Here is a 24,807-nt window from a genome sequence, read left to right as displayed (position 1 = left end):
CCTCAGGCGTCCTGGAGCATCCATGCCGCCAATTCCGAGAGGCTCCCTGGTGTGACCGTTCCGATGACGGCCACCAGGGAGTCCCAGCGTGCGATGTAGAGGGCTTCGATCAGGAGGCGTCGCCCTTCTACCGAGGGACCGACGGCATGGGCAAGGGCACCGAGGGCTTGGCCCCGCGCCTCGGGGCTGTCGATGGAAGCCAGCAAGCTGGCGGCCTCATCTCGCCTCCCTTCCAGTGCCAGAGCTTTGACAATCGAGTGAAGTACAGTTTCCCGCCTATAGGTGGAACGGATGAGATCGGCTACTTCCTGTGCGCCGTCGAGGTCGCCGGCTGCTGCCACTCCTTCCACGATACTGGCGAGCGCACTGTCCTGTTCTGCCACAAATACGATGTCGCCAGCGACGCTCAGCGCCCGATCGAAGGCCCCGGCCGCTGCAAGGCCAATGGCAACTCGCTCAAGGGCACTGGCGGCAGCATCAGGAATGGCGATGCTTTTGATTAACTCGAGGGCTCGATCGAACTGTCCGGCGTGGGTGAATGCGCGGGCCGCCGCCTCTAAAATATATGACCGATTGTGTTCACTCTCGACTGCCACGACCATACCGGCTACATGGGTGGCTATTTCGGCAGCTTGCTCTTTATCGCCACTGGCAGCGAACCCCTCGGCGATGTACGCCAGCGCTTCCGCATATTCCATCTGATCCGCCAAAAGCGGGGCGGAGCAGTGCGCTCGGCTAAGAACCTGATGCGCTGCGCTCCGGCAGCCTGCAACAGACAGGGCGACCGCGGCGGAGGCCCGAGCCGCGATCCCCCAGTAGTGGATGCTGGCCTCGTCGTCCTGAGCCAGTGCGGCCGCGTGAGTTGCCACCTGCACCGCCTGATCGAGCTGGTTCGCCGCCACAAGCGCCGCGACAACGGCACGCAAAGGCGCCATACGTCTTCGGCCGTGCACGTTGGCGCCCGCCAGATTGGTCGCGGCGCGGCCCAGCGTCACCGCCTCGTCCATCCGGTGCACACGCCCCAGGACTCCGGCCGCGGCCACCAAGGCCGAGATCGACCATGCACCGTGGTCAACCCCATCGATCAGATTGGTAGCCTGCTGGATCATTTCCACCGCCCTGCCCGGCTGCCTCGCTACGGCCATCGCCTCGGCCAGGGCACTTAGCGCGAGGGACCGGGCTGGCAGGTCATTGATCGTGTGCGCCAACCCCGCCGCCCGGTCGTACTCCCCCGCCCCGGCTAGACCACCGACAATTCGAACGACGATCCTGTCCTGGTCCTCCTCGGCCGCATGATCAAGGACGAGACGGAGCGCCTGGTCAAACCGGCCACAAGCGACCAGGGCTTCGACAAGGTGCTCAACGGGAAAGGTCCGTTCCACCGGATCAGCGATGCCCTGGAGCACGTCGATCGCCTTGTCCGTGAGCTCAATGGCCCGCCCGCGTTGTTCTCCGGAGCTCAGCTCACTGGCAACAACCGCGAGCTGTTGGGCCCGGCGGTACATCTCCGTCTCGAGAGCGACGTGTTCGAGGGCAAGTGCAAGTACTTCGGCTGCGCGACTGGCGAGGCCGGCGATCGAAAGCGCCTCGGAGACTACCGTCAGACACCTGATTTCCTCCGATGTGTCAGTGGCGAAGTCGCTGGCAGCCGCCTCGGCGGCGAGCAAGACAGCTTGGTCGGGTATGCCGCTTCGGGCGAGCTCCCGGGCGACGGTAGCCAGCGCTGTCCCGCGCCTGTCTTGCTCGCGGACGGTGCGCGCTGTTTCGACCGCGTCCTGGTGACGGCCTGCCGATGCCATTGCGAGGGCGATTGCGGCCAAACAGGAGTCTCCGGTGTACCCGGGGGCCACATCGCTGGCGACGACAATCGCCTGGTCGAGCTGCCCGGCCGCCACGAGGGAGTGAGCAATGGCCCCCAGTGCCGCGTCCCTCCCCCGCGGGCCTTGGGCATTCGCAAGATTTCTGGCGTAGTCGAGATGTCCTAGCCGAGCCCACAGGCCGATCAGCTCGTCGGAAACATGGGCCATCCGGTCGTGGAGAGCATCACGGTGGAATGCGAGCCGCAGAGCCATCCCGGCAGCTTGGTCGTCCCAGCTGGGGCTCGCGAGGAGCAGGGCGAATGCTAAAGCGATCTCGGTGAGAGATCCCAAGTCCGAACCGCTGACCTGCCAGAGGCGTTCCTGACGAGCGGAGTCGCAAACGATATCGGCCAGGCGGGCCGTCTCCCCCTGGCTTGCCAGGAGCTGGGTGTATCCGCGCAGCAGGTACTCGGGTGTGCCCGGTGGCCAGCCAGCTTCACGGTACGACGCAGCCCACTCGTGGAGGCGCGCCCGATAATCGGCCAGCTCGGAGTTGGTGAGAAGATCCATGGCTCCCTGCTGGATCTCCTCGTGGGCCAGCAGGTAGACGTCCGGACCGCTTTCGGTGTCACCGGGTGGCAGCCAGTGGGGGCCTCGGGTACGGAAGCCGCGCCCGCTCACCGCGTTCAGCTCCCGCTCGACCAGACGCGGCCGGCTGGCCGCCAAGTGGGCGAGGTCGGTCTCGCTCAGGCCGCCTCCTGCGGCAGCGATCAGCCCCATGAGATCCCGGCCCAGCCCACCACCTTCCAACAGCCGCAGCAGGTCCCTTTCGGCATCCACCCGGACTGCTTGCGCATGCGGCGAAACCTCCAACGAACGGTTGATTCCGCCATCTCGCATAGGGTGGTCCACTGACACATCGTCGGGAACCGGCGGATGTGGACGGCTTGTCACAATAATCCGCATGCCAGAGGGCGGGATCCTCGGCAAAAGTGCGGCGATACTGTGGCTATTCGAGCCGGACGTGACCCCGTGGTCCTCATCAAGCCCATCGACCACCAGCACCAGCCGCTTACCCCGCACAGTACAAAACCGTGCGGCGCGGTCGAGCGCAAGACGCAGTTGCTCATCACGGCCGTATGCAGTGGTCAGCGGCTCCTCCTCGCCCAGCAAGGCATAGAGCTGTCGTTGGACCACCTCGCAGAACGCATCCCGGTCATTCTGCCGAGCCAGCCGAGCGGTGACGAAAAAGGACACCACCTCGACTCCCGGCGGAGGATGGAGCACGAAATGGGCCATCAGCGCTGTTTTCCCAGCCCATGCCGGAGCCAGCCACCGCCAGTACGTGCCCGAGGCCGTAGCGCTTCCTTCGGGCAAGCGAGTGGTACAGAAGTCGGCCATCGCGGCCAGCTCAGCTTCGCGGCCAATGCAGTGAGGCGCGGCGATGGCCTCCACCTGCAACAGGTAGCCGGAACGGGAGACTCTTGGGACGACGAGCGTGACCCCGCCGGTGATTACCCCGGTGTTCGACAGCGCCACCCGGCCGCCAGCCTCCGCCTGGCCGGTCCCCTTCGCGACCACTCGCTGATCCCCCACCACGCCTTCGCCCCCCGTTCTCGCGATCGACTACCGCTGCTCAACACCCGTGTTCGCCACTCCGTCGTCGGCCTGGGCACCGCCAGTCCTCTCGACAGTCACGGAGTCGGGTAGCGTGCCCGCAGCCGACAGGACGAACCCGGAATTGGCCCCACCTCCCCCGGTGGTCATCGCATCGCCCGTATCGGACACGCGGACTGAGGTCCTCCCAGAGCCGCTCAGGACCGCCCAGACCCCGACTCCCAGTCCGGCAACGCTCACCGCGGCGGAGACCACACCGGCGAGTTGGTTCGCCCGGTCCCAGCTGAGGAGGGAAAAGACACCAACCAAGATGCCGATCGCCAGTCCCGTCGCGCCCAACACGATCCGCTGTCTACTGCCCATCCCTCCATCATGGCCCAGGTCTACCACCCATCGGGACCGAAAGCCGGTGCTGCGACCAACTGACGTCCGACGAAAGTGGGCGTCGCGGAGATGCGTAACGCTCCGCCACGCTCGACGGCCGGTCCGCGCAGGGCCGCCCAGAACCGCCCAGACGTCTGGGTGACCGGAACGAGATTGGCCGACGGCCACCGGCCTTTCGCCTGCACGGGGCTCTCGGGAACCAACTGCGGACCACACTACGTGCTTCCACAAACGCGTACCGTACCCGTAGGGCTCTGGTTCACATTCCCATCGTATGCCTGACCAGGCAAGACCTCTGCTTCGACGTGCTGGGGGTCAAGGGGTCGTGGGTTCAAATCCCGCCGTCCCGACACGGTGCGATGCCCGCTGAGTGGGATTCTTCCCAGCTCAGCGGGCCTTTGTCATTCCGGTAGCCGATCACCGCACCAGGCGGGGGCGGGCGCGAGCCCGCTCCCTGGGGCCGCTGCGGGGCCGGTCGGGGGAAACGGGTCCGGGGCGGCTTCCGGGTGAGCGCGCGGCGCCGCTCCGCGCGTTCCGCCGGCGGCTCACGGCCCGGGGCGCGGTGGCGCGGGTGCACGCCGCGTGGATGCCCTACGCGGCGGTCGACTGACGCCGCGGTAGGCGACGGAGGGGTTGCCGAGGCTGTCGTGCCCGATGTCCGCCGCGACACCGAAGACGTCCCGCAGCCGCTGCGGGGTCAGGACCTCCCTGGGTGTGCCGATGGCGGCCAGGCGACCGCCGTGGAGCAGCAGGAGGCGGTCGCAGAAGCGGGCGGCCAGTGACAGGTCGTGCAGGGCCACGAGCACCGTCCGGTCGGTGGCCGCCAGCAGGTCCAGCAGGTCCAGCTGGTGCCGGATGTCGAGGTGGTTGGTCGGCTCGTCGAGCAGCAGCGCCCAGGGCCGCTGCGCCAACGCGCGGGCGAGGTGGGCTCGTTGACGTTCGCCGCCCGAGAGGGTCCGCCACGCGCGGGAGCGCAGCCCGCTCAGGTCCATCCGGGCCAGGGCGGCGTCGACGATCGCGTGGTCGGCCGGGCTCAGGCCGCGCCACCGGTCGCGGAAAGGGGTGCGGCCCAGCGCGACGACCTCGGCCACCCGCAAGTCGCTCCCCGCCTCCGCGGCCTGCTCCACGAAGCCGACGTGCCGCGCGATGCGCCGCGCGCTCCACCCGGCGATGTCCTGCCCGCCGTAGCGGACCGCGCCCGCGGAGGGAGTGCGCAGGCCGGCGGCGCAGCGCAGCAGCGTGGACTTCCCCGAGCCGTTGGGGCCGATCAGGCCGACCGTCTCACCGGGTTCGACCCGGGCCGTCACCTCCCGCAGGATGGTCCGGCCGCCCGTCGCCCAGCTCACGGCGTCGAACTCGATCGCCAGTGCCTTATCCGCGGCGCTCATATCTCTCCCCGTCGCCGCAGGATCAGCAGGAACAGCGGCACGCCCACCAGCGCCGTGAACACCCCGACCGGCACCTCGCGCGGGTCGAAGACGGTGCGCGCCAGGGCGTCGGACCACACCAGGAACACCGCCCCCGCCAGGGCGGAGAACGGAAGCAGCAGCCGGTGGGTGGGCCCGACGACGAAGCGCACGCCGTGCGGCACGATCAGTCCGACGAAGCCGATCGCCCCGACGTACGCCACGGCCGCGGCGGTCAGCAGCGCGGTGGTGACCAGCAGCACCACGCGCGTGGCCTTCACGTTGACGCCGAGCGAGGCGGCGGTGTCCGCACCGAACGCGAAGCCGTCGAGCGCCGTCGCGCACAGCCAGCACACCAGCAGCCCCGCCGCGCCCACCACCGCGCAGATCACCACGGCGTCCCAGCGGGCGGTGGCCATCGAGCCCAGCAGCCAGCGCATCATCGCGCGCGTGTCGTCGGCGTCGCCCGACGCCATCAGGAGCAGCGAGGTGAGGGCGACGAAGAGGTGCCACACGACGACGCCGGTCAGCACGACCCGACTCGAGTCCAGGGCTGTGCGCCGCAGCAGCAGGAGCAGCAGGCCGAAGGAGAGCAGCGCGCCGGCGAACGCCCCGCCCGTCATCCCGAGGGAGTCCGCGCCCGCTCCGAGCACGAGGACGGTGACGGCTCCCGTGGAGGCGCCGGAGGCGACGCCCAGCAGATAGGGGTCGGCCAGGGCGTTGCGGGTGATGGATTGCAGCACGGCGCCGCAGACCGCCAGCGAGGCGCCGACCAGGGCGGCCAGCAGCACGCGCGGCACGCGCAGGTCCCAGATGAGGGAGTCGCGCAGCGGCGGCAGGGCCTCGACGTCCAGCCACATCCGGCCGGCCACCGCGCGGCCGATCTCCCCGTAGGAGATGTCGCTCGCGCCGAGCCGGACCGCCAGCACCATGGACGCAAGCAGCACCGCGGTTCCCGCCAAAAACGCCGGCAGCGGCCCGACCCCGGGCCGTTCGGTCCCGGGCGTCGCCACGGGCGCCGGGGGCAGCCGGAGGGCCGCCACGGGAACGGCCGGGTGCAGCACGTCCGGGAGCGGGCCGGCCGGGTCGCCGGACGCGGATGTCGCGGCCCCGGCGGCGGGGCCGGCGGGTTCAGCGGACATGGCCGAGTCCCCGTATGCCGTCCACCACCAGGTCAAGGGTGTGCACGCTGCGGACGGACGGGTCCATCCCGATGCCGGGGACGACCACGATCCTGTCCTCCTGCACGGCCGTCAGGCGTGAGGTCACCGGGTCGTCCCGCAGGACCTCGATCTTCTCCTCCGCGCTGTCGCCCGGCGCGCCGCGCTCGGCCAGGTCGCCGACGACGATCACGTCCGGGTCCCGGTCGGCGATCTCCTCCCAGGAGACCTCCGGCCAGTCCTCGGGCACATCGTCGAACGCGTTGCTCGCACCGATCAGCGCGCTCATCTCGCTGGGCAGTCCGGTGCCGCCGGCCACGTAGGGCAGTCCGTTGTAGACCGAGTAGAGCCAGACCAGCGTCGGCTCCTCCGCCAGTTCCCCGCCGGCGGCGGCATCGATGGCCTGCCGCTGCTCGGCGACGAGGGCTTCCGCGCGGTCCTCGGCGCCGAACAGCCGGCCCAGCCTCTCGTAGTCGAGGAGCAGGCGGTCGAACGCCGTGACGTGCGGGTGGTCCTCGGGGCAGTCGACCGCGCTGACGTACGAGAGCACCCCGAGCTCGGCCAACTCGGCGCGGGTACCGGCCCTGTCGCGGGTGAAGCCGTCGGCGAAGGAGGCGACGACCGCGTCCGGTGTCGCCGCGCGCACCTGCTCGGCCGTGGGGATCTCCGGATTCAGCACCGGGATGCGCCCGTAGGCGTCCTGGTGCTCCGGGGCGACAGGGACCTTGAGGTTCGAGGTGCCCACCATGCGGTCGGCCAGCCCGAGTTCCAGCAGTGTCTCGGTCGCGGACTGGTCGAGGGTGACGATGCGTTCCGGCGGCGTCGCCGGGGCCAGCGTGCGGCCGCAGCTCTCCACGGACGCCGCGTCGGGATCCGCCGCGGCCGAGCCGTCCCCTTCCCCGGGAGTGGAGCAGCCGGCGGCCGGCGGTACGAGGAGGAGTGCGGCTGCGAAAGCGCCGAGCGGAGCGCGACGGCGTGCACGGCTGAGCATGGGGACCTCCAGAGCGGTCACTGCCTTCGCGCTTCCACCGGAAGCGCCCGTAGTGTACTGAAAGCGATTTTCATGTCACGTAGGTCTCGGACAGGGGCGCCCTTCCGTCCGCACGACCGGCCGGTACGCACCTCCCCTCCCGGAAGCGGATCGGCCCGGCCCGGGGATGGACGCTCTCCGCGCCCGCTCCTGCCACCCCGTCAGGGGCCCGACGCCTCCAGCTTATTGCAAATCATTGGCAACAACTGCATCATGGCACCATGCCTGCACTTCCCGGCCCCGGGCTCGTGCCCGAGCGGGCCCCGGCCGCACGAGCGGCCGACGCCCGCCGGCTGCTGGCGCGCGACGGCGCGGTGATCCTCACGGGCTGGGAGAGCACGGAGGACGCGTTGTTCACCGCGGCGGCCGGCGTGCTCGGCAGCCGCCTGCGGCAGCTCTTCCCGCCCCGGCTGCGGCGTGCCGCCGACGCGGGGCCCGTGCACCTGCACGCCGACAGCTTCGACCTCCTCGTCGACATCGGCGGGGTGCCGGTGCGCCACCGGGACCCGGACGAGGACCACGTGCTCATCCAGTGCGTCCGCGCCCCCGGCTCGGGCGGCCGGTCGTTCCTCGCGGACGCCTATCGCTTCGCCGACGACTGCCGAGCCGATGATCCGGAGCTGTGGGAGTTCCTCACCGGCACGGACGTCGACCTCTACGGCGCCTGGTCACCGGACCTCCGGGGCCTGCCCGCGACGCCCCGCGTCGCCAGGCACGTGGAGTACACCCGCACCGGCCGGCGCATCGTGCGGCGAGCGGAAGGCGCCGTCCCGCTGCACCGCGACCCCGCCACCGCGCATGTCCGCGCCATGCTCGACCGCTTCGGGAAGACCGTGCGCGCCCTGGAGGACGGCCTGCCGCGCTTCACCCTCGCCGAGGGCGAGATCCTCCTGCTGGACAACTACCGCTGCTGGCACGGCCGCGAGGCCCACACCGGCGACCGGGCCGTACGCATCCTCACCCTTCGCACCACCGACGCGCGGTGATCTCGGCCGCCGGGCCGCGCTCGTCGGCACGCGGCGGTTGACTTCGAGTGCTCTCCAGCCCGTAGCGTCGCCGCATGACGAACACGAGCACCCCCCAGCGCCCCATCGACTCCGGCTTCGGCGAGCGCAGCACGGCGGACGACGTCCTCGACGGCATCGACCTGTCGGGCAAGCTCGCCATCGTGACCGGCGGCTACTCCGGCCTCGGCCTGGAAACGGCCCGCTCCCTGGCGCGGGCCGGAGCCCGGGTGATCGTTCCGGCCCGGCGTCCCGACACCGCGCGGGACGCGCTCGCCGGCATCGAAGGCGCCGAGGTGGCGCGGCTCGACCTGGCGGACCTGGCGGACGTCCACGCGTTCGCGCGCGGCGTTCTCGACTCGGGCCGCGCCGTGGACCTCCTCATCAACAACGCGGGCGTCATGGCCTGCCCCGAGACGCGGGTCGGCCCCGGCTGGGAGGCGCAGTTCGCGGTCAACCACCTCGGCCACCACGCGCTGACCAACCTGCTCTGGCCCGCGCTCGCGCGCGCCGGCGCCCGGGTCGTCGCCGTGTCCTCCGGCGCGCACCGGCGCTCCGGAATCCGCTGGGACGACCCGCAGTTCACGCGCGGCTACGACAAGTGGCTGGCCTACGGGCAGGCGAAGACGGCGAACGCGCTGTTCGCGCTGCACCTCGACGCGCTGGGACAGGCGCACGGCGTGCGGGCGTTCTCGCTCAACCCGGGCCCCATCCTCACGCCGCTCCAGCGGCACCTGCCGCGGGCCGAGATGGTGGAAGCCGGGTGGATCGACGAGGAGGGCAACGGGATCGACCCGACGTTCAAGACGCCGGAGCAGGGGGCCGCGACCCAGGTGTGGGCGGCCACGTCCCCGCGGCTCGCCGGGCACGGCGGGGTCTACTGCCAGGACTGCGACATCGCCCCGGCCGACGGCGTCGCCGCGCACGCCCGCGACCCGGAGCAGGCCGCCCGGCTGTGGGCCCTGTCCGCGGAGCTGACCGGCCTCGACGCCTTCGCGACGCCGGGCCGGTGACGCCTGCCTCCGGTGGCCGCGGCGACCATGGTCAGCGGGGCGGATGAGGGGCGTGGTACTCAAGGGGGACTCCGCGGATCGGCAGCGTTGGGGACGACCGCGGCCCATGCCGCCGCCTACCGTGTCGGCGTGACCCAGACCGCCGAACACCACACGCTGAGAAGCGAACTGCGCTCCGCCCGCAGGAAGATCCACGTCCTGCGCGGCAAACTGCCCACCGGCGCGATTCCCTTCCGGCCGCTTCCGCCCATGCCCGTCGCCGGCCCCCTGCGCGGCCTGCCGGAAGGTGCCCGCGCCGCGGCGCCCTGGCTGCCGCACGCGGCCGTCGTGCTGACCGCGGTGGTGGCGATGCTGCTCTCCGCCCAACGGATCCACTCCTGGGACCGGTACACACCGTGGCTGAGCGTGCTGTGCTTCGGAGTTCCGCTGATCGCCGCGCTGCTCCACCCCGTCGGCGCCTGGTGGCTCTCCCTCGCGGGGTGCGTGGTGATCGCCTACCAGGACGTGTCGTTCCACTGGCCCTGGCTTCCCGGCCAGATGGTGACGCACACCCTGGTGATGGTCCTGGCGGCGGTGCGCTCCAGGGCGCGCGCGGTCGCCGGGATGTGGGCGCTCACCGTCCTCGTCAGCGCCCTGATCACGGCCTTCCCCGGAGTGTCCTGGCGGGGCTGGCGGGACGACAACACGTGGACCATGGCCGCCGTTTCCTTCCTGACGCTGCTCACCGCGCTGCTGCTGCGCGGTTGGCTCGAATCGCGCCACGAGGTCGTGCGGCAGGTCGCCGTCACGCGGCAGGAGCGTTCGCGCCGCACGCGGCTGGAGGAACGCACCACCATCACCCGCGAGTTGCACGACGTGGTGGCGCACCACATGTCGGTCGTCGCGATCCAGGCTGAGGCGGCCCCCTACCGGGTGGACAGCGCGCCGCCCGAGCTGACACAGGCATTCGCGACGATCAGGGAGAACGCGGTGGCCGCGCTGGCCGAGCTGCGGCGGGTCCTCGGGGTGGTCCGCGCCGAGGACCACGAGGCCCCCGACGCGCCGCAGCCGACGCTCGCCGACCTCGACCGCCTGCTGGACAACGTGCGCGGGGCCGGCCTGCCCGTGGAGAAGACCGTCACCGGCACCGAGCGGCAACTCCCGCAGGGCGTCGAGCTGTCCGCGTTCCGCATCGTCCAGGAGGCATTGAGCAACGCCCTGCGGCACGCCCCCGGCGCCGCCGCCCGCGTCGACGTCTCCCATGTGCTCGGCGGCCTCGGCCTGCGCGTCGTCAACGGCCCGCCGCAGGCGCCGGCGCCCCCATCGCCCGGCGCCGGGCACGGCATCGCCGGCATGCGGGAGCGGGTGGCGATGCTGGGCGGCGAGATGACGGCGGAGCCCACCGCGGACGGCGGCTTCGAGGTCTCCGTCTTCCTCCCGCTCGCCCTCGTCGCGAGGGCCGGCGCATGACGATCCGGGTGCTGATCGTCGACGACCAGGCCATGGTCCGCGAGGGTTTCTCCGTGCTGCTGAACGCCCAGCCCGGCATCGAGGTGGCGGGCGAGGCGGTGGACGGCCGCCAGGCGATCGAGCGCAGCGCCGCGCTGCGCCCGGACGTCGTGCTCATGGACATCCGGATGCCGGAGCTGAACGGCATCGAGGCGACCCGCCGGATCGTCTCCGCCGACCACGCGCCGCGGGTGCTCGTGCTGACGACCTTCGACCTGGACGAGTACGTGTACCAGGCACTGCGCGCCGGGGCGTCCGGCTTCCTGCTGAAGGACGCCTCGGCCCGCCAGCTCGCCGACGGGGTACGGGTGGTCGCGGCGGGCGAGGCGCTCCTGGCGCCGACCGTGACCAAGCGGCTGATCGTGGAGTTCGCCCGGCGCGGCGGGCCGCCGGCCCCGCCCGCGGGAGTGCGGGTGGGCGAACTCACCGAGCGCGAGACGGAGGTGCTGGCGCTCATCGCGCACGGCCTGTCGAACGCCGAGATCGCCGACCGGCTGCTGGTCGCCGAGTCCACCGTCAAGACGCACGTCAGCAGGGTGCTGGTGAAGCTGGGCCTGCGCGACCGCACACAGGCCGCGATCTTCGCCTACGAGGCGCGCCTCGTCACACCGTCATGACGCGGGTCACCGGGCCGCCGTCGGTCCCCGCGCGGCCCGGTGGCCGCCCGCTCAGGGCCGCGGGTAGGGCGTGAGCAGCTGGTCGACGGGCGCGAAGTCGTCCGTCAGCACCTGCGCGTCACCGACCCACTCCGCGAGTTCGGCGCCCTCGATGACCTCCCAGTCGCCGCGCCCGCCGCGTTCGGCGTAGCGCTCCGCCCACGCCGCCGCGTCGAACGCGCGGTCCGAGGCCGAGGCCACGAAGTTGCCGCCGCCGGTCTCGTCGAACGCGCCGCGCTCCGCCGCCACCGCGACGTGGTCGAACTCCGCAAGCAGCGTGGCGACTCCCGCCCTGACGAACGCGCGCTCGCCGTGGTCGATCATGTTGACGACGTAGGCGCCCTCGGGGCGCAGCACACGGTCGATGTCGGCGAGCGCCTCCCGGGTCGTGAGGTGCCAGGGGACGCTGATGCCCCCGAACGCGTCGCCGACGACCAGGTCCCGCGAGTCCGTGGCGATCCTCCGCAGTCCGATCCTGCCGTCCTCCACCCTCACCCTGAGGTCCTCGTCCGTCTCCGCGCCCAGCCACCGCCGGTCGGCCTCGACCACGCCGGGGTCGATCTCGGAGACCACGCTGGTGGAGCCGGGTCGCACCGCCTCCAGGTAGTGCGGGATCGAGAGCCCGCCGGCGCCCAGGTGGTAGGCGTTCAGCGCCTCGCCCTCCGGATAGGCGGTGTCGATCAGGGAGGCGATGGCCCGCACGTAGGCGAAGTCCAGGTACTCGGGGTCGTCGAGGTCCACGTACGAGTGACGCAGCCCGTCGAGGACCAGGGTCCGGCCGCTGTCCCGTTCGGGGTCCTCCACCACGCTCGCGCAGTGGTAGCGCGTCTCCGCGTCGCAGCCGCTCGGCACGACGGCGCTCGCCGTCACGCTGCCGCCCACGACCACACTCGCCACGAGTGCCTGCCGGCCGCGGCGCCAGTCCCGCAGGGAGGCGTCGACCAGCACGCCCGTGACCAGCAGGAGCAGGCCCAGGGCGATCAGGATGGCGCTGACCGGGACGATGGAGATCAGCACGAAGCCGGTCAGCACGGTGCCGGCGATCCCGCCCGCCGTGCCGATGCCCGACAGCCGCCCCACGACCGTTCCCGTCACCGCCAGGTCGACCAGCAGGAGCTTGGTGACCATGGGCGTCACCGCCGTGAGCAGCGCGGCCGGGACGAACAGGCAGGCACCGCCGACGAGCAGCGCGGGGCCGCCCCCCGACTCGCCCACCAGCCGCACCAGGGCCGGCGTCACCGCCACGGCCAGCCCCGAAAGCAGCAGCAGCGGTCCGAGCGCCCGGCGGGGCGCCACGACGTCGGCGGCCCGTCCGCCGGCCCACGAACCGAAGGCGATCGCGGACAGGGCGATGCCGATCACCATGGTGTTCATCTCCATGGTGAGCCCGACGTACGGCGCCAGCAGGCGCAGCGCCACCAACTCGACGACCAGCACCGCCGCCGAGGACCCGAAGACCAGGACGGCCCCGGCCCGGGGACCGATCCCCGGCGCACTCACCGTTCCGCTGTCCGCCACCATGCCCGCCTCCCTCGGAGAGCCGCTCCGGGCTCGTTCCGGGCGAACGGTACAGGCAGCGGAACGCCGTCAGGAAACGGGGTCCTGGCCAGGGAACGGAGGGATCGCCGCTGGTCGGCCGGGCGGCGGGCGGCGCGCGAGAGGCCCACCGGGCCCGTCGGGGCCCGGTGGGCGGGAAGAGCGGCGGCCTGGCGGACCGGCTCAGGTGAAGTTGACGTCGCTGCAGATGAAGTACGTCTGGTCCAGGTGCGACGCCTGCCAGATGGTGTAGACGATGTGGTGCCCGCTGCGACCGGGAGCCTGGACGTCGAACGTGATGTCGGAGGCCGGCGGGTAGCTGCCGGTCTGCTCCACGAGTTCGAGGTCGTCCCAGCCCAGCGCGTCGGTGGTGGGGTCGAAGCCCTGCTTGGTGACGTAGACCTGGAAGTAGTCCGCGCCGTGGCTCGCCGTGTCGTACAGGTGGACGCTGAAGTTGCTGCCGACGTCCGTGGTGGTCCACCGGCCCGGCCTGTCCAGCGAACTCGCCAGGCCGCCCTGGGCGTCACCGGCGCTGCACAGCTTCCCGTCCGGGATGGCGCCCCGCAAGTCGCCGGCCAGGTTCTCCCTGAACAGGCTCATCCAGTTCCACATGGTGTTCGGGTTGGCCTGGAACGCCTGCCAGCACATGGGGTCCTGCTGCTGCATGGCCGGGTTCAGGTGGTCGTGGCCCCAGCGTTCCCAGCAGCCGTAGTTGCGCGAGGCGGGATCCACGATCGATCCGTGCGCGCGGGCCGAGTCGCTCCAGGGGCTCAGGAACAGGGCGAGCAGGCCGACCACACCGGCCAGCACCGGCGCGATCACCCGCAGCGTCCAGCGGCGTGTGGGGGTTTCTGCGTACATTGTGCGGTCTCCGTCTTCCGGAAGTGGGGTGGGGATTCCGGCATGGGAGCGCTCCCAATAGCTGGTGCCACCGTACCCGGTGGCACACCGCCGGAACACCCCTCGCGCACCGCGGGTTCCTCGGGCCCCGGCTCCCTCTCCGCGCTGCCCCGCCCGGTGACCGCCGTCAGCGCGGGAGCGGCGCGACGCCCCGGCGGCCCGGCGAGCGCTCGCCGGCCCCGGTGAGGGCCAGGGCCAGCAGGGCGACGAGGCCGAGCAGGACGAGGCCGATCGCGTACGAGCCGTGGGCGCCGTACAGCGCGCCCATCACCAGCGGCGGCACGAAGCCGCCGAGACCGCCGGCGGCGCCGACGACGCCGGTGACGGAGCCGACCTGGTCCGCCGGGGCGGTCAGGGCCAGCAGGGCGAAGACCGCCCCGCTGCCCGCCCCGAGCGCGGCGGCCATGGCGAGGAACGCGATCGTGCCGGTCGGGGTCAGCGACGGGGTCGTGGCCTGCGCGAGGGCGGCGACGAGCACCGCGCCGAGCGAGGCCCTGAGCACACGCACCGGACCGATCCGGTCCGAGAGCCAGCCGCCGACGGGGCGCATCGCCACCGCGAGGACCACGAACCCGGCCATCCGGTTCGCCGCGTCCGCCTGGTCGAGGCCGTAGCCGGTCTTCAGGTAGGTGGGCAGGTAGACGGAGAAGGCCACGTAGCCGCCGAAGGTCACCGCGTACAGCGCCGACGCCTGCCAGGTGACGCGCAGCCGGCAGGTCCTCGCCAGGCGGCGGGCCGGCGGCTGCGCCGGCACCGCACGCCCCGGGGCGTCCCGGATCAGGAGGGCCGACACGACCGCGTACCCGGCCAGGGCGGCGGCGGTGATCAGGAACGGGGTCGCCGTGCCGCCCGCGTCCACCAGCCGCACGGTGGTCAGCGCGCTGATGGCCGTACCGCCCATGCCCATGCCGAAGACGCCGATGGCAAGACCCCGCCTGCGCGGCGGGAACCAGGCGGTGACCAGGGGCACTCCGACGGCGAACACCGTGCCTCCGATGCCGAGGAAGAACCCGCCCGCGAGCAGCGCGGCCAGCGAGGAGTGCCCGCCCAGGCCGATGAAGAGCACCGGCACGATGGTGGACGCCGAGACCAGCGGAAACATCACGCGCGCGCCGTACCGGTCGGTGAGCGCCCCGACCGGTACGCGGCCCAGCGAGCCGACCACGACGGGCACCGCCACGAGCAGCGACTGCTGGAACGAGGAGAGCGCGAGGCTGTCCTCGAACCGCGGGCCCAGGGGGCTGAGCAGTGCCCAGGCCCAGAAGTTGACGGTGAACCCGGCCGTGGCCAACGCCAGCGTCAGCCATGCCCGCCGGGCCACCGGCTCGGCCCTCGCCCCCGGCTCCCGGTCATTCTTCCGTGTCGACGGCTCCAGCATGCCGCCCGTCCCTTCTCGCGCAGTGCTGCGGCGGTGGCTCCGCGCCCGGACCGCACGCCTCCGTGGGGCGACCGGGGCGGCCGGTTGCCACTGTCCGCCGCCCGCCGCCGCCGGGGAGAGGGCCCGAGGGGCCCGTGGCGCCGGGCCGCGGGTCCCGCGCCTGGGGCCCCGGCCGTCCCTGCGGCCCGGCCGCCGGCAGATGGGGCCGACCGGCCCTGACGGCGCGGCGGTGCGGGCGGGGAGCATGGGGGGATGGCGCACAACGACGGCTTCCGCCCGATCGACCGGCAGGAGTGCCTGCGGCTTCTCGCCGGGGTGCCGGTCGGTCGCATCGTGTACACGCGGCAGGCGCTGCCCGCGGTACTGCCGGTGAACTTCGCCCTGGACACCGACACGTCGATCCTGCTGCGCACCGCGACCGGGTCGGATCTCGCGCGCGCCGTCGGCGGCGTCGTGGTCGCGTTCGAGGCGGACGCGTTCGACGCCGCGAACAGATCCGGCTGGAGCGTGGTCGTCACCGGCCCGGCGACCCTGGTGACCGACCCGGCCGAACACCAGCGCCTGCTGCGGACCGGGCCCAGGTCGTGGATGCCGTCCCAGCCGGACTCCTCCGTCCAGTTCGTCAGGATCGAGCCGGCGATGGTCACCGGGCGGGAACTCGCGGCCTCCTGAGCCCGGCCGGCGCCGCGCCCCCCGCGTACCGGTGCGCGGGGGCGTCACGGCACCGGTGGCGTGCACGGGCGTCGCGGCCCGGCCGGGGGCCGCCGGCCGGGGGCCGGGGGCCGGGGGCCGGGCGCGCCGGGCGGCGGCCCGCCGGGGGCGCGGACGGCGTGCCGCCGGTGCCCGCGCCCGGCCAGGGCCGCGGCCGGGCGCGGGCATCCGCCTGCCCGGCCCAGCCGCCGGGCCGGCGGACGCGATCGGGCCGGAAGGGCGGCGTGGGACGCGCCCGCGGCCGGGCCTGACCCGCGACGGGGAAGCGGGCCGGGTCGGCGCCCGGTCCGGCCGGGCGTGCGCCGCCCCCGGTCCGATCCCCCTCAGCATGCACCGCGGCGACGCTCCCAGGACCGCGCCGACCGACCCTCGCCGTGGGCCGATGGGCCCCCTCCCGCGGTCCTCGCGGGAGCCGCACGGCGCCGGTCGCGAGGGCGTTCGGCCCAAGAGCCGCACGGCGGGCCCGCGTAGGTTCCGCGGCATGGAGAAGGACGAGAACGCGCGGCGGCGCGAGCCGCGGACCGGGCGCGACTGGCCGCTCGCCGCCCGCCGCCTGCTGACCCGGGGCACGGTGTCCGCCGACGGCCGTGCCGTGTTCGGGCGTGACGACGGCGGATGGGAGGGGTTCTACCGGGACCGCTGGGCCCACGACAAGGTGGTGCGCTCCACGCACGGCGTCAACTGCACCGGTTCCTGCTCGTGGCTTGTCTACGTCAAGGACGGCATCATCACCTGGGAGCACCAGGCGACCGACTATCCCTCGATCGGCGCGGACTGCCCCGAGTACGAGCCGCGCGGCTGCCCGCGCGGGGCCTCGTTCTCCTGGTACACCTACTCCCCCAGCCGCGTGCGGTACCCGTACGTGCGAGGCGAGTTGCTGACGATGTGGCGCGAGGCGCGGCGCCGGCTCGGCGACCCGGTGGCGGCGTGGGCCGAGATCACGGATGACCCGGTGCGCAGCCGCGCGTACAAGCGGGCGCGCGGCAAGGGCGGCCTGGTGCGCGCGGACTGGGACGAGGTGACCGAGCTGGTGGCCGCCGCCCACGTGCACACCATCAAGCGGTGGGGGCCCGACCGCGTGGCGGGCTTCTCACCGATCCCGGCCATGTCGATGGCCTCCTTCGCGGCCGGTTCCCGCTTCATGTCGCTGATCGGCGGCACCCTGCTGTCGTTCTACGACTGGTACGCGGATCTGCCCGTCGCCTCCCCGCAGGTCTTCGGCGACCAGACGGACGTGCCCGAGGCGGCGGACTGGTGGAACGCGGAGTACCTGGTGATGTGGGGCTCCAACATCCCGGTGACCCGCACGCCCGACGCGCACTTCCTGACCGAGACCCGCTACAACGGCACGAAGGTCGTCGCGGTCAGTCCCGACTACGCGGACAACGTGAAGTTCGCCGACGAGTGGCTGGCCCCGCACCCGGGCACCGACGGGGCGCTGGCGATGGCCATGGGGCACGTGATCCTGCGGGAGTTCCTCGTCGACCGGGACGTGCCGTACTTCCGCGCGTACCTGCGGACGTACACGGACGCGCCGTTCCTTGTGACCCTGCGCGAGGGCCCGCACGGGCTGGTGCCCGGCGGCTTCCTGACCGCCGCCGACCTGGGCAGCGAGGAGGAGCACGCGGCGGCCAAGACGGTGCTGTTCGACCGGGCCACCGGCGAGGCGGTGGTGCCGGGCGGCTCGCTCGGTTTCCGGTGGGAGACGGCGGGGCAGGGCCGGTGGAACCTCGATCTCGCCGGAGTCGAACCGGAGTTGAGCCTGCTGGAGGCGGCGGAGGACGCGGTGGAGGTGGCGCTGCCGCGGTTCGACGAGGGCGTGACCGAGGGCGGCTCGGTGATGTCGCGCGGCGTGCCCGTACGGCGGCTCGGCGGCCGGCTGGTGACCACCGTCTTCGACCTGATGCTCGCCCAGTACGGGGTGCGCCGCCCCGGGCTGCCCGGCCGCTGGCCGTCCTCGTACGAGGACGCGGCCGAGCCGTACACGCCCGCCTGGCAGGAGACGATCACGTCGGTGCCGGCCGGGCAGGCCGCCCGCATCGCGCGCGAGTTCGCCCGCAACGCCGAGCGCACCGAGGGGCGTTCGATGATCGCGATGGGCGCGGGCACCAACCACTGGTTCCACTCGGACACGACCTACCGGGCGTTCCTGGCGCTGACGACCATGACCGGCTGCCAGGGGGTGAACGGCGGCGGCTGGGCCCACTACGTGGGGCAGGAGAAGGTGCGCCCGCTGACCGGCTTCCAGCATCTGGCGTTCGCCTTCGACTGGCAGCGGCCGACCCGGCACATGGCGGGCACGTCCTACTGGTACCTGAACACCGACCAGTGGCGCTACGAGTCGTTCGGCCCCGACGAGCTGGCCTCCCCGCTCGGCGAGGGCCGGTTCAGGGGCAGGGCGTTCGCGGACTGCGTCGCGCAGGCCGTGCGCCTGGGGTGGACGCCGGGCCACCCCGCGTTCGACCGCAATCCGCTCGACCTGGCGGACGAGGCGGCGCGGCGCGGGCGCGGTGCCGCCGAGCACGTCGTGGAGGAGCTGGCCTCGGGTCGCCTGCGGTTCGCCGCCGAGGACCCGGACGCCCCGGCCAACTTCCCCCGGGTGCTGACGGTGTGGCGGGCGAACCTGCTGGGTTCGTCGGGCAAGGGCAACGAGTACTTCCTGCGCCACCTGCTGGGCGCGGACGCCGCCGTCCGCTCCGCCGAGACGCCGGAGGGGCAGCGGCCCGCCGACGTGGTGTGGCACGAGCGGGCCCCGGAGGGCAAGCTCGATCTGCTGGTCTCCATGGATTTCCGGATGACGTCGACCGGCCTGCTGTCCGATGTCGTCCTGCCGGCCGCGACGTGGTACGAGAAGGACGATCTGTCCAGCACGGACATGCACCCCTTCGTGCACGCGTTCACCCCGGCCATCGCCCCGCCCTGGCAGGCGCGCACGGACTACGACACGTTCCTGGCGATCGCCGACCGGTTCAGCGAGCTGGCCGCCGGTCACCTGGGGACGCGCACCGACGTGCTCGCGGTGCCGCTGACGCACGACACCCCGGACGAACTCGCCCAGCCGGGCGGGGCCGTGCGGGACTGGAGGACCGGAGCGTGCGCGCCGGTGCCGGGGCGCACCATGCCGAAGCTGGTCGTCGTGGAGCGGGACTACGCGGCGGTCGCGCAGAAGATGCGGGCCGTCGGCCCGCTGCTCGACACCCTGGGCACCACGACCAAGGGCGTCACCGTCCACCCGGACCGGGAGATCGAGGAGCTGCGGCGCCGCTGCGGCACCGTGCGCGCGGGGGCCGGGGCCGGGCGTCCTTCCCTGGCGACCGCGAGCGACATGTGCGAGGCGATCCTCGCGCTGTCCGGGACCACCAACGGCCGCCTGGCCGCCGAGGGGTTCAGGGAGCTGGAGCGGCAGACCGGCAGCGAGGGCCTGGTGGGGCTGGCGGCGGAACGCGAGGCCGAGCGGATCACGTTCGCCGACACCCGCGCGCAGCCGCGCGCGGTGATGACGTCGTACGAGTGGTCGGGGTCGGAGACCGGGGGGCGCCGCTACTCGCCGTTCGTCATCAACGTCGAGCACAAGAAGCCCTGGCACACCCTCACCGGGCGCCAGCACTTCTTCGTCGAGCACGACTGGATCGCCGAACTCGGCGAGCATCTGCCCGTGTACCGGCCGCCGTTGAACGCGCGTCGCCACCACGGCGACGAGCACCTGCACGAGGCCGGCCGGGCCGAGGTGACCGTGCGCTACCTGACGCCGCACTCCAAGTGGTCCATCCACTCCGCGTACCAGGACAACGCCCACATGCTGGCGCTGTCCCGGGGCGGCCCGGTGATCTGGATGTCCACGGCGGACGCCGAGAAGATCGGGGTCAGGGACAACGAGTGGATCGAGGCGTACAACCGCAACGGCGTGGTGGCCGCCCGGGCGGTGGTCACCCACCGGATGCCGGAGGGCACCGTGTACATGTACCACGCCAAGGACCGCACGGTGGACACGCCGAGGACCGAACTCACCGGCAGGCGCGGCGGTATCCACAACTCGCTGACCAGGCTGCTGATCAAGCCCACGCATCTCGCGGGCGGCCATGCCCAGTTCACCTACGCCTTCAACTACTACGGCCCGACCGGCAACCAGCGGGACGAGGTCACCGTCATCCGCCGCCGCGACCAGCGAGTGGAGTACTGACATGCGTGTGATGGCGCAGATCGCCATGGTGATGAACCTGGACAAGTGCATCGGGTGCCACACGTGCTCGGTCACCTGCAAGCAGACCTGGACCAACAGGAGCGGCGTCGAGTACGCCTGGTTCAACAACGTGGAGACCAAGCCAGGGGTCGGCTACCCGCGCCGGTACGAGGACCAGGAGCGCTGGCGGGGCGGCTGGGCACTGGACGGCCGGGGCCGGCTGGTGCTGCGTTCGGGCGGCCGGGTCAGGCGGCTGCTCTCGCTGTTCGCCAACCCCGGCCTGCCGGGCATCGACGACTACTACGAGCCCGTCACGTACGACTACGACCACCTGGTCGGCGCGCCCGCGGGTCCCGACATGCCGGTGGCCCGCCCCCGGTCGGTGCTCACCGGCAGGCCGGCCGCCATCACCTGGGGCGCGAACTGGGAGGACGGCCTCGGCGGTGCGCCGGAGCACGCGGGCGGCGACCCGAACCTGAGGGGCGAGTGGGCCGAGAAGGTCAGGTTCGAGTTCGAGCAGACCTTCCTGTTCCACCTGCCCCGGCTGTGCGAGCACTGCCTCAACCCGGCCTGCGTGTCGGCGTGCCCGTCCGGCGCGCTGTACAAGCGGGTCGAGGACGGCGTCGTCCTGGTCGACCAGGACCGCTGCCGCGGCTGGCGGATGTGCGTCACGGCGTGCCCGTACAAGAAGGTGTACGTCAACCACGCCACCGGCAAGGCCGAGAAATGCACGTTCTGCTTCCCGCGCCTGGAGGCGGGGCAGCCCACGGTCTGCGCGGAGACGTGCGTCGGCCGGCTGCGCTACCTGGGCCTGCTGCTGTACGACGCCGACCGGGTGGGCGAGGCCGCCGCGACCCCGGACGAGGCGGACCTGCTGGACGCGCAGCGCGACGTCTTCCTCGACCCCTCCGACCCCGAGGTGGTCGCGGCGGCGAGGGCCGCGGGCATCCCGGAGGACTGGCTGGACGCGGCGCGCCGCTCCCCGGTGTACGCGCTGGTGTCGAGGTTCCGGGTGGCGCTGCCGCTGCACCCGGAGTACCGCACGCTGCCCATGGTCTGGTACATACCGCCGCTCTCCCCCGTCCTGGACGCGGTGGGCGCGGCGGGCGGCGACAGGGACGACCCGGACCACGTGTTCGCCGCCGTCACCCGGCTCCGCATTCCGCTGGAGTACCTGGCGGAGCTGTTCGCCGCGGGGGACGCGGACGTGGTCGGCGGCGTGCTGATGAAGCTGACCGCCCTGCGCTCGTACATGAGGGGCCGCGGTGTGGGCGCGGCCGGTGACGAGGCGGCGCTGCGGGCCGCCGGGCTGACCGCGGGGGACGCGGAGGACCTGCACCGGCTGCTCGCGGTGGCCGGGTACCGGGACCGCTATGTCGTGCCGGCCGCGCACAAGGAGGACGCCGCCGCGCTCGGCGCCGTGGAGGACCGCTGCCCGGTGGCGCCCGCCGGCGAGCCGGTCGGCGGGAAGGTGCTGCTCGGCCTCCCCCGCGTGCGCCGGCGCGCCGGGGGGAGCCGCGCGGGAGGCCGGCGGTGAACGCGGCGCCCGCGCGTTTCTCCGCCATCGTCCGCGCCCGGGTGCGGGCCGCGGTGCGCCGCCCGCCCCGGCTCACGCCCGATCAGGCCGCGGACCGGGCGCTGCTGCTGCGGCTGCTGTCGCTGCTGCTCCAGTACCCGGACGCGGAGCTGGCCGAGGGGCGCCCGGTCGTCGCCGCCGCCGTCCGCGCACTGCCGCGGTCGCCTGCCGCCGCGGAACTCGCCGCGTTCACCGACTGGTTCACCGCCCGGGACCCGCAGGCGCTGGAGCGGCACTACGTCGAGCACTTCGACCTGCGCCGCAAGAGCAGTCTGCACCTCACCTACTACCTGCACGGCGACACCCGCCGCCGCGGCATGGCCCTGCTCACCCTGGCCAGGCGCTACCGCGCGGCGGGCTGGGAGATCGCCGGCGGCGAACTGCCCGACCACCTGCCTGTGGTGCTGGAGTTCGCCGCCCTGGCGGGCCCGGGCCCGGGCGAGGCGCCGCTGCGCCAGCACCGGCGCGGCCTCGATCTGATCCACCGGGCCCTGGCCGACGCGCGCTCGCCCTACCGGCACCTGATGGCCGCGCTGCTGACGCTGCTGCCGCGGGCCACCGAGGCGGACCGCGCGGCGGTGGCCGCGCTGGCCGCCGAGGGGCCGCCGGCCGAGGACGTCGGCCTGTCCCCGTTCGGGGACGGGGCGTTCGCCCCGCCGGGCGCCGCGGGCCCGACCGGGCGGGCCGACGCGCCCGTCGTGCCGCCACCGCTTCCGCCGTTCCCGTCGTTCCCGGAAGGTCATCGATGAACGTCTCGGCAACCGGCCTGCTGCTGTGGGTCGCCTTCCCCTTCGCCTGCCTGGCCGTGTTCTCGGCCGGCCACGTCTGGCGCTACCGGCGGGACCAGTTCGGCTGGACCTCGCGCACCAGCCAGCTGCTCGAACACCGGTGGCTGCGCTGGGGCAGCCCGCTGTTCCACCTCGGGACGTTCCTGGTGATCGCGGGCCACGCCGTGGGCCTGGCCGTGCCCGCCTCCTGGACCGAGGCGGTGGGGATCGGCGAGCACGCGTACCACACCATGGCCGTGTGGGCGGGGTCGCTGGCGGGCGCGGCCATGGTCGCCGGGCTCGGCATGCTGTGCGCCCGCCGCCTGCTGAGCCCGCGGGTGCGGCCGGGCACCGACCTCGGCGACAAGGTCCTCTTCCCGCTGCTGTCGGCCACGGTGCTGCTCGGCATCGGGGCCACCGCGACGCACAACGTGTTCGGCGGTGGCTACGACTACCGCGAGACCGTGTCGGTGTGGTTCCGGGGGATCTTCACCTTCCAGCCGCAGCCCGAGGCGATGACCGGGGCGCCGCTGCTGTTCCAGGCCCACGCCCTCAGCGCCTGCCTGCTCTTCGCGGCCTGGCCCTTCACCCGCCTCGTGCACGTGTGGAGCGCCCCGGTCGGCTACCTCGTCCGCCCGTACCTGGTCTACCGGCGCCGGGCGACCGCCGCGCGTCCCGCGGCGCGCGGCGGCGCTCGCTCCGGGCGCGCCGTGTGAGCGGGGCGCTGTGCGCGGGCGCCGGTCGTCCGCGCGCCGGCGCGCGGAAGGGCCCCGGCGGCGCGGTCCGGCCGCCGGGGCCCGGCCGGCGGGCGGCCGGCCGTTCCCGAGGGTGGTCAGTTCTCCGTGCGGGCCAGCCACAGGTCGGGGCCGAAGACCTCGTAGCGGATGCGGCGGGCGGGCACGCCCGATCTGAGGAGCTGGGCGCGGACATCGCGCATGAAGGGCAGCGGGCCGCACAGGTACACGTCGGCGTCGGCCGGCAGCCCCAGGCCGCCGAGGTCCATCCGGCCCCCGTGGGCGCCGGGTCCGGCGCCCTGCCCGTACCAGAAGTCCGCGCGGGCGTCGGCCAGGGTGCCGACGAGGCGGCCGGTGTCCTCGCGCAGGGCGTGGTCGGCCGGGGACCGGTCGGCGTGCAGGACCCGGATCCGCCGGCCGGAGCCCGCGGCGGCCAGGTGCTCCAGCATGCCGACCATCGGGGTGCAGCCGATGCCGGCGGACGCCAGCACCAGGGGCGCCGCGGAGTCGTCGAGGACCACGTCGCCGAACGGCGCGGACAGCGTCAGCTCGTCCCCCTCCCGGGCGGTGCGGTGCAGTGCGTTGGAGACCTCGCCCTCGGGGGTCCCCGCCGCGCCGGCCACGCGCTTGACGGTGATGCGCCGCAGCGTGCCGCCGATGCCCCCGGAGAGGCTGTACTGCCGCACCTGGCGCACGCCGTCGGCCAGTCGCACGCGGACGCCGACGTACTGGCCGGCCCGCGCGGGCGGCGGGGGCCCGCCGTCCGCGGGGCGGAGCAGGAAGGAGGCCGCGTCCGCGGTCTCCTCGCGGCGCCCGACGACGGTCCATCGCCGCCAGGGGCGGCGCGGGTCGACGCCGGCCTCCTGGTAGAGGCGGGCCTCGCGGGCGATGAGCGCGCCGGCCATGAGCCAGTACACCTCGTCCCAGGCGCCGACGACCTCGGGGGTGACGGCGTTCCCGAGGACGTCCACGATCGCGCCGAACAGGTACTTGTGCACGATCGTGTACTGGTCCTCCGTGACGCCGAGGGCCGCGTGCTTGTGCGCGATCCTGGCGAGCAACGCGTCCGGGCGGGCGTCGGGGTCGGCCAGGAGCGCGCGGGCGAAGGCGGCGACGGAGCCGGCCAGGGCCTTGCGCTGTTCGCCGTTCGCCTGGTTGGTCCGGTTGAACAAGCCGTCGAGCAGGGCGGGCTGTTCGGCGAACATCGTGCTGTAGAAGCGTTCGGTGATGTCGTCGAGTGCCCCGCCGACGACGGGCAGGGTGGCACGGACGACGGTGGCGGACTCGGGCGAGAGCATGGGTCTCCTCGGGGGCAAGGACGGTGGCCCGCCGCTCACGCGGCGCGGTGGACATTTCGTGTCTAACAGCCACCGGGCCCCGCGGGGGGCGCTCGGGCCGCATCGGGGCCCAACGGCCGGCCGAGTCGGGCCGACCGGTCCCGGCGGCGCCGCCGCGGGCGGGGCCGCCC

At 73.2% G+C, this 24,807-nt stretch carries 17 protein-coding genes; 9 read left to right on the top strand and 8 right to left on the bottom strand.

Annotation, left to right across the window (positions count from 1 at the left end; translation table 11 throughout):
- Window positions 1-2 precede the first annotated feature (2 nt).
- The 4 genes from LC193_RS28335 to LC193_RS28320 form a co-directional block, all read right to left on the bottom strand.
- On the bottom strand, window positions 3-3,380 hold the full coding sequence (locus LC193_RS28335) for a P-loop NTPase family protein (RefSeq protein WP_226078231.1): 3,378 nt from the start codon (window positions 3,378-3,380) through the stop codon (window positions 3-5).
- Window positions 3,381-4,345: 965 nt separating this feature from the next.
- Window positions 4,346-5,188, bottom strand: coding sequence for an ABC transporter ATP-binding protein (locus tag LC193_RS28330; RefSeq protein ID WP_226078230.1), 843 nt, complete (start codon window positions 5,186-5,188; stop codon window positions 4,346-4,348).
- Window positions 5,185-6,348, bottom strand: coding sequence for a FecCD family ABC transporter permease (locus LC193_RS28325; protein ID WP_226078229.1), 1,164 nt, complete (start codon window positions 6,346-6,348; stop codon window positions 5,185-5,187). Before LC193_RS28325 ends, LC193_RS28330 begins: the two co-directional genes overlap by 4 nt.
- Entirely contained in the window at window positions 6,338-7,357 is a 1,020-nt protein-coding gene (locus LC193_RS28320) for an ABC transporter substrate-binding protein (RefSeq protein ID WP_226078228.1), read from the bottom strand. The genes LC193_RS28325 and LC193_RS28320 overlap by 11 nt, the downstream gene beginning before the upstream one ends.
- A gap of 260 nt (window positions 7,358-7,617) precedes the next feature.
- Between LC193_RS28320 and LC193_RS28315 the strand changes: the two genes are divergently transcribed.
- The 4 genes from LC193_RS28315 (at window position 7,618) to LC193_RS28300 (ending at window position 11,518) form a co-directional block, all read left to right on the top strand.
- Window positions 7,618-8,382 carry a TauD/TfdA family dioxygenase gene (locus LC193_RS28315; RefSeq protein ID WP_226078227.1) on the top strand — a complete coding sequence of 255 codons (765 nt, stop codon included), beginning with the start codon at window positions 7,618-7,620 and terminating at the stop codon, window positions 8,380-8,382.
- A gap of 74 nt (window positions 8,383-8,456) precedes the next feature.
- Complete coding sequence (locus tag LC193_RS28310) at window positions 8,457-9,413, top strand: SDR family NAD(P)-dependent oxidoreductase (protein WP_226078226.1); 957 nt, start codon at window positions 8,457-8,459, stop codon at window positions 9,411-9,413.
- A 129-nt stretch (window positions 9,414-9,542) separates the two neighbouring features.
- A complete protein-coding gene (locus tag LC193_RS28305) occupies window positions 9,543-10,862 on the top strand; it encodes a sensor histidine kinase (protein ID WP_226078225.1) in 1,320 nt (439 codons plus the stop codon).
- Window positions 10,859-11,518 (top strand): response regulator, encoded by a 660-nt coding sequence (locus LC193_RS28300; RefSeq protein ID WP_226078224.1) that lies wholly within the window; start codon window positions 10,859-10,861, stop codon window positions 11,516-11,518. The genes LC193_RS28305 and LC193_RS28300 overlap by 4 nt, the downstream gene beginning before the upstream one ends.
- 51 nt (window positions 11,519-11,569) lie before the next feature.
- Here LC193_RS28300 and LC193_RS28295 read toward each other — a convergent pair whose 3' ends face one another.
- The 3 genes from LC193_RS28295 to LC193_RS28285 all read right to left on the bottom strand — a co-directional run bounded on the left by LC193_RS28295 (window position 11,570) and on the right by LC193_RS28285 (window position 15,371).
- Window positions 11,570-13,078 carry a fused MFS/spermidine synthase gene (locus LC193_RS28295; RefSeq protein ID WP_226078223.1) on the bottom strand — a complete coding sequence of 503 codons (1,509 nt, stop codon included), beginning with the start codon at window positions 13,076-13,078 and terminating at the stop codon, window positions 11,570-11,572.
- A gap of 198 nt (window positions 13,079-13,276) precedes the next feature.
- On the bottom strand, window positions 13,277-13,954 hold the full coding sequence (locus LC193_RS28290; RefSeq protein WP_226078222.1) for a lytic polysaccharide monooxygenase auxiliary activity family 9 protein: 678 nt from the start codon (window positions 13,952-13,954) through the stop codon (window positions 13,277-13,279).
- 166 nt (window positions 13,955-14,120) lie between these two features.
- Entirely contained in the window at window positions 14,121-15,371 is a 1,251-nt protein-coding gene (locus tag LC193_RS28285) for an MFS transporter (RefSeq protein ID WP_226078221.1), read from the bottom strand.
- Between the two features lie 252 nt (window positions 15,372-15,623).
- On the opposite strand from LC193_RS28285, the gene LC193_RS28280 reads away from it, so the two are divergent.
- From LC193_RS28280 to narI, 5 genes are all read left to right on the top strand, one after another.
- The gene (locus LC193_RS28280; RefSeq protein ID WP_226078220.1) at window positions 15,624-16,043 is read left to right on the top strand and encodes a pyridoxamine 5'-phosphate oxidase family protein; all 420 of its coding nucleotides are present in this window, start codon (window positions 15,624-15,626) and stop codon (window positions 16,041-16,043) included.
- Window positions 16,044-16,563: 520 nt separating this feature from the next.
- Complete coding sequence (locus LC193_RS28275) at window positions 16,564-20,262, top strand: nitrate reductase subunit alpha (RefSeq protein WP_226078219.1); 3,699 nt, start codon at window positions 16,564-16,566, stop codon at window positions 20,260-20,262.
- A gap of 1 nt (window position 20,263) precedes the next feature.
- Window positions 20,264-21,799: a nitrate reductase subunit beta gene (gene narH / locus LC193_RS28270; protein ID WP_226078218.1), complete on the top strand. Its 1,536-nt coding sequence runs from the start codon at window positions 20,264-20,266 to the stop codon at window positions 21,797-21,799.
- Window positions 21,796-22,587 (top strand): nitrate reductase molybdenum cofactor assembly chaperone, encoded by a 792-nt coding sequence (gene narJ, locus LC193_RS28265; protein ID WP_226078217.1) that lies wholly within the window; start codon window positions 21,796-21,798, stop codon window positions 22,585-22,587. The genes narH and narJ overlap by 4 nt, the downstream gene beginning before the upstream one ends.
- Window positions 22,584-23,321, top strand: coding sequence for a respiratory nitrate reductase subunit gamma (gene narI, locus LC193_RS28260; RefSeq protein WP_226078216.1), 738 nt, complete (start codon window positions 22,584-22,586; stop codon window positions 23,319-23,321). Before narJ ends, narI begins: the two co-directional genes overlap by 4 nt.
- Before the next feature lie 116 nt (window positions 23,322-23,437).
- Here narI and LC193_RS28255 read toward each other — a convergent pair whose 3' ends face one another.
- Entirely contained in the window at window positions 23,438-24,637 is a 1,200-nt protein-coding gene (locus tag LC193_RS28255) for a globin domain-containing protein (RefSeq protein ID WP_226078215.1), read from the bottom strand.
- Window positions 24,638-24,807 lie beyond the last annotated feature (170 nt).

The organism is Streptomyces marincola (genome assembly GCF_020410765.1).
In the GTDB taxonomy this organism is placed as follows: Bacteria; Actinomycetota; Actinomycetes; order Streptomycetales; family Streptomycetaceae; genus Streptomyces; species Streptomyces marincola.
This window is presented reverse-complemented; position numbering and strand designations above follow the sequence as displayed.

Excerpts from the sequence above, each read along its gene's own strand:
- LC193_RS28330 (WP_226078230.1), bottom strand. The coding sequence starts at position 5,188 with ATGAGCGCCGCGGATAAGGCACTGGCGATCGAGTTCGACGCCGTGAGC.
- LC193_RS28325 (WP_226078229.1), bottom strand. The coding sequence starts at position 6,348 with ATGTCCGCTGAACCCGCCGGCCCCGCCGCCGGGGCCGCGACATCCGCG.
- LC193_RS28320 (WP_226078228.1), bottom strand. The coding sequence starts at position 7,357 with ATGCTCAGCCGTGCACGCCGTCGCGCTCCGCTCGGCGCTTTCGCAGCC.
- LC193_RS28315 (WP_226078227.1), top strand. The coding sequence starts at position 7,618 with ATGCCTGCACTTCCCGGCCCCGGGCTCGTGCCCGAGCGGGCCCCGGCC.
- LC193_RS28310 (WP_226078226.1), top strand. The coding sequence starts at position 8,457 with ATGACGAACACGAGCACCCCCCAGCGCCCCATCGACTCCGGCTTCGGC.
- LC193_RS28300 (WP_226078224.1), top strand. The coding sequence starts at position 10,859 with ATGACGATCCGGGTGCTGATCGTCGACGACCAGGCCATGGTCCGCGAG.
- LC193_RS28295 (WP_226078223.1), bottom strand. The coding sequence starts at position 13,078 with ATGGTGGCGGACAGCGGAACGGTGAGTGCGCCGGGGATCGGTCCCCGG.
- LC193_RS28290 (WP_226078222.1), bottom strand. The coding sequence starts at position 13,954 with ATGTACGCAGAAACCCCCACACGCCGCTGGACGCTGCGGGTGATCGCG.
- LC193_RS28285 (WP_226078221.1), bottom strand. The coding sequence starts at position 15,371 with ATGCTGGAGCCGTCGACACGGAAGAATGACCGGGAGCCGGGGGCGAGG.
- LC193_RS28280 (WP_226078220.1), top strand. The coding sequence starts at position 15,624 with ATGGCGCACAACGACGGCTTCCGCCCGATCGACCGGCAGGAGTGCCTG.
- LC193_RS28275 (WP_226078219.1), top strand. The coding sequence starts at position 16,564 with ATGGAGAAGGACGAGAACGCGCGGCGGCGCGAGCCGCGGACCGGGCGC.
- narH (WP_226078218.1), top strand. The coding sequence starts at position 20,264 with ATGCGTGTGATGGCGCAGATCGCCATGGTGATGAACCTGGACAAGTGC.
- narI (WP_226078216.1), top strand. The coding sequence starts at position 22,584 with ATGAACGTCTCGGCAACCGGCCTGCTGCTGTGGGTCGCCTTCCCCTTC.
- LC193_RS28255 (WP_226078215.1), bottom strand. The coding sequence starts at position 24,637 with ATGCTCTCGCCCGAGTCCGCCACCGTCGTCCGTGCCACCCTGCCCGTC.